This window comes from Stenotrophomonas sp. NPDC077659 (genome assembly GCF_050268705.1).
Classification (GTDB): Bacteria; Pseudomonadota; Gammaproteobacteria; order Xanthomonadales; family Xanthomonadaceae; genus Stenotrophomonas.
This window is the reverse complement of the sequence record NZ_JBNNHG010000205.1, coordinates 1-4,992: the sequence shown is the minus strand read 5'-3', so window position 1 is coordinate 4,992 and position 4,992 is coordinate 1. Positions and strand designations below refer to the sequence as shown.

2 protein-coding genes are annotated in these 4,992 nt (G+C 68.5%); one reads left to right on the top strand and one right to left on the bottom strand.

The features are described from left to right. Nucleotides 1–1,308 (bottom strand): succinate CoA transferase (locus ACQKDV_RS18255; protein ID WP_427785642.1); only part of this gene is annotated, 1,308 nt, incomplete at its 3' end. A 379-nt stretch (nucleotides 1,309–1,687) separates the two neighbouring features. Between ACQKDV_RS18255 and glnE the strand changes: the two genes are divergently transcribed. Beyond that, nucleotides 1,688–4,483, top strand: a complete 2,796-nt coding sequence (gene glnE / locus ACQKDV_RS18250; RefSeq protein ID WP_427785640.1) for a bifunctional [glutamate--ammonia ligase]-adenylyl-L-tyrosine phosphorylase/[glutamate--ammonia-ligase] adenylyltransferase — start codon at nucleotides 1,688–1,690, stop codon at nucleotides 4,481–4,483. The last annotated feature ends 509 nt before the right edge of the window (nucleotides 4,484–4,992 follow it).

Here is a 4,992-nt window from a genome sequence, read left to right as displayed (position 1 = left end):
CTGTTCGGTCACGATCACCGACACGTCGTGCTCGGTGTGGTCGACGTGGCTGGCCATCGGCACGATCGCCGAAATGGTGCCGTTCTTGGCGGTGGATGGGCTCAGGAACGCCGACAGGAAGCCGTTGCGGGCGAAGTCACCCGAACCGCCGATGCCGTTCATGATGCGCGTGCCCATCACGTGCGTCGAATTGACGTTGCCGTAGATGTCCACCTCGATCATGCCGTTCATGCCAATGCAGCCCAGGCGGCGCACCAGTTCCGGGTGGTTGGAGATTTCCTGCGTGCGCATGATGATGCGCTCGCGGTAGAAATCGATGTGTTCCTTGAACGTCTCGTTGGCCTGCGGGCTCAGCGCGAAGCCGGTGCACGAGGCATAGCTCAGCACGCCGTCGCGCAGCAGGTCGAGCATGCCGTCCTGGATCACCTCGGTGAACGCGGCCAGACCGCGGAAACCGCTCCTGGCCAGGCCGGCCAGCACGGCATTGGGGATGTTGCCCACGCCCGACTGCAGCGGCAGCAGGTTCGGCGGCAGGCGACCCTTCTTCACCTCGTGCTTGAGGAACTCGATCAGGTGCGAAGCGATCTGCTCGCTGGTGGCATCGATCGGGCTGAACGGGCTGTTGCGGTCCGGGCCGTTGGTGCGCACCACGGCCACGATCTTGTCCGGGTCGCAGCGCAGCGCGGTCTCGCCGATGCGGTCGTTGGCATTGACCAGCGGAATCGGCTTGCGGTGCGGCGGCAGTGCGGTGCCGTAGTAGATGTCATGCATGCCGTCCACGCCGGCCGGCTGCCATTCGTTGACCTCGACGATCACTTTCTTCGCCAGGTCCAGCCAGGTCTTGTTGTTGCCCACCGAGGTGGAGGGCACCAGCGAGCCGTCCTCGCGGATGGCCGACACTTCGATCACCGCGGTGTCGATCTCGCCGTAGAAGCCGAACCACACATGCTGGGCGACGTGGCTGAGGTGGATGTCGATGTAATCCAGCTTGCCCTCGTTGATGCGGTTGCGCGCATCCGGGTCGCTCTGGAACGGCATGCGCATGGCGATGCCATCGGCCTTGGCCAGCGCGCCATCGAGTTCCGGCGCGGTCGAGGCGCCGGTCATCAGCTTGATCTGGAAGGGCTGGCCCTGGGCGTGCACCGCCTCGATGCGGCGGGCAAGTTCGACTGGAACGGCCTTGGGGTAACCGGACCCGGTGAAGCCGCTCATGGCGACGGTTTCACCGGGCTGGATCAGCGCGGCTGCGGCCTCGGCGGAGACCACGCGGTCACGGAGACGCGCGTTGGCGATGCGATCAACAGACATGACGACACGTGTTTCAGGGGGAAAACCCGATTATCGGCCATCCCCCGCCGTACGGGGCGTTCTACCTTCGTGGAATGGCTTTTCCGGGGCGTGGGCTACCACACCCACCAGTTCTGTTTTGCAGTGCAGCGTGCAATGTCGTTCCGAAGCCCGCACGATGGCCCTGCATCCCGACGTGGGGGAGGGAGCAGAGCCCGCTGGCAGTTCGCTGCAAGCGGGCTTTTTTATTGTCTGATGCCCAAGCTGAACAGGCGGTTTGCGCCATGGGTAGTGCCGGCCGCTGGCCGGCAGCCTGCAACCGGCAACCCGTGCCCCCTGCCGGCCAGCGGCCGGCACTACCGGGTCCGTCGCGCCCCGGCCGGGTCGATACAATCAGGCCATGACCCTCGCCCCCGCTGAACTGCCCGCCCCCCTGCAGCCCCTGGTCGACCGCGCGCTGGCTCGCCTGGCGCAGGTGCTGCCAGCGCCCATCCCCGCACAACTGCGGGCGCCGCTGGTCCGTCTGGCGGTGGCCAGCGATTTCGCCCTCGACACCCTGGTGCGGCAGCCCACGCTGCTGGCCCGGTTGGCCCAGCCCGGCTGCCCGCCGCTGCTGGCGCCGGTGCTCGACGCGCAGCAGCCCAGCGACTGGCCGGCGCAGCTGCGGCGCTGGCGCGCGGCCATGTCCACCCGCCTGGTCTGGCGCGATCTGGCCGGCCTGGACGACGTGCCGCAGACCCTGGCCGGTGCCACCACCCTGGCCGAGGACTGCCTGCGCCTGGCACTGGACGCCCTGCAGCAGGAATTCGCCCAGCGCCATGGCGTCATCCGCGATGACGACGGCCGCGTGATGCAGCTGGTGGTGTTCGGCCTGGGCAAGCTTGGCGGTGGCGAGCTCAACTTCAGTTCCGACATCGACCTGGTCTACGCCTATGCGCAGGGCGGCGAATCCGACGGCCCGCGTGCGTTGGCGGCCGAGGAATACTTCGCCCGTCTTGGCCAGCGCCTGGCCAAGCTGCTGGACGAAACCACCGTCGATGGCTTCAGCCACCGCGTCGACCTGCGCCTGCGCCCGTTCGGCAGCGCTGGCCGGGTGGCACTGTCGTTCGCGGCGATGGACCAGTACTTCCAGCGCGAGGGCCGCGACTGGGAACGCTATGCCTGGCTGAAGGCACGTGCGGTAGCCGGCGATATCGCCGCCGGTGAAGCGTGGCTGCAGACGCTGCGCCCGTTCGTCTACCGCCGCTACCTGGATTTCACCGCGCTCGATGGCCTGCGCGAAATGAAGGCGGCGATCACCGCTGAAGTCGCGCGCCGCGAGCTGCATGAAGACATCAAGCGCGGTGCCGGTGGCATCCGCGAAATCGAATTCCTGTGCCAGGCGCTGCAGCTGATCCGTGCCGGGCGCGAGCCGGTGCTGCGCGAGCGGCGCCTGCTGGTGGCGCTGCAGGCGCTGGTCAACGCCGGCCAGATCGCGCCGGCCGATGGGGCCGCGCTGCGCGAGGCCTATCTGTTCCTGCGCCGCGTGGAAAACCGCCTGCAGATGCTGCGCGATGCGCAGACCCATGTGCTGCCCAGTGACCCGCTGGATCGCCAGCGCATTGCCCTTGGCCTGGGCTACGCCGATTGGGATGCACTGCGCGCGGCCCTCAGTGTGCAGCAGCAGCGCGTCAGCACCGAATTCGCCGCGCTGCTGGCCCCGCGCAAAGGCCAGGCCGCACCCGATGCACTGGCCAGCTACTGGCGCAGCCTGCCCGAAGGCAGCAATGCCGGACTGCTGGCCGAAGCCGGTTTCCTCGATGCCGGCGGCGCCGACCAGTCGCTGCGCGATTTTGCCCAGGGCACCGGCGTGAAGTCGCTGTCCGATGCCGCGCGTGCGCGCCTGGACCGCGTCCTGCCCGCGCTGCTGCATGCGGCCACGCGCTCCCCCCATCCCGATGCCGCGCTCAAGCGCGTGCTCGGCCTGCTGCAGGCGGTGCTGCGCCGGACCAGCTATCTGGCGCTGCTGGACGAGCAACCCAGCGCACTGGCGCGCCTGGTGGATGTGCTGGCGCGCAGCGCACTGCTGGCCGAACGCCTGGCCGCCTACCCGCTGCTGCTGGATGAACTGCTGGACGTGCGCGTGTCCGGGCCGATGCCCGACTTTGCCGGCATGCTGGCCGAGTGCCAGCAGGTGCTGCCGGTGGAAGATCCGGAGTCGCAGCTGCGCTGGCTCAATGAAACGCGGCTGGCGCTGAGTTTCCGCATGGCGATGGCCACGCTGGATGGGCGCCAGGGCGCGGTGGACAGCACCCGTCAGCTGGCGGAGCTGGCACAGGCGGTGGTCATCACCGTACTGACGCTGGCCGAGGCGGACATGCAGGCCGCGCATGGCATCGTGCCGGGCGGGCGCTTCGCCATCATCGGGTACGGCAGTCTGGGCGGGCTGGAACTGGGCTTCGGTTCGGATCTGGATCTGGTGTTCCTGCACGACCACCCGGCCGGCGTGGATGCGAGCGATGGTGCCCGCCCGCTGGAACCGGGCCGTTGGTACGCGCGCCTGGCGCAGAAGGTGATGGCCCTGCTGGGTGCTGTCACCGCCGCCGGCCGCCTGTACGACATCGACGTGCGCCTGCGTCCGGATGGCGGCAAGGGCTCGCTGGTGTCCTCGCTGGCCAGTTATACCGAGTACCAGCGTGAACGCGCCTGGACCTGGGAACACCAGGCGCTGGTGCGCGCACGCGGCGTGGCGGGTGATGCCAGCCTTCTGGCCGATTTCGAACAGGTGCGCGCGCAGACCCTGGCCCGCGAACGCGACCCCGGTACGCTGTATGCCGACGTGCTGAAGATGCGTGGGCGCATGCGCACCGAACTGGACCGCAGCGATGCCGCGCGGCTGGATCTGAAGCAGGGCGCCGGCGGCGTGGTCGATCTGGAGTTCCTGCTGCAGACCGGTGTGCTGGCACGCAGTGCGCAGGTGCCGGCGCTGTTGGAACCGCGCGATACGCCCGCGCTGATCGACGCGCTGTCGGCTGCCGGTTTCCTGCCCGCTGCCACCGCGCAGGCGCTGCATGGCGCACATGCCACGCTGCTGGAAGTGGGCCTGGCCTGTACGCTGGACCGCCGCCCGCGGTTGGCGCCCACCACCCCGGCGATTGAACAAGCGTGTGCGGCGATCAGTGCCGCGTGTGTGGCGGCGGAGCTGCCGTTTGCCTGATGCTCTGGTGGGTTGGCAGTGGCTTGCTGTTGCGAGGTGCCGACCGTCGGTCGGCACGATGTGTCAGCTGTGATGAACCCTGAAGGCGCGTGCCGACCAACGGTCGGCACCTACCGGAGCACGCATCAGAGCAGCGGCCCGGCAATGGCCCGTTGGCGATGGCCTGCTGTTGGTAGGTGCCGACCGTTGGTCGGCACGATGTGTCAGCAGCGTTGAACCCTGAAGGCGCGTGCCGACCAACGGTCGGTACCTACCGGAGCACGCATCAGAGCAGCGGCCCGGCAATGGCCTGCTGTTGGTAGGTGCCGACCGTTGGTCGGCACGATGTGTCAGCAGTGATGAACCCTGAAGGCGCGTGCCGACCAACGGTCGGCACCTACCGGAGCACGCACCAGAGCAACGGCCCGGCAATGGCCCTTTGGCAATGGCCTGCTGTTGGTAGGTGCCGACCGTCGGTCGGCACGATGTGTCAGCAGCGTTGAACCCTGAAGGCGCGTGCCGACCAACGG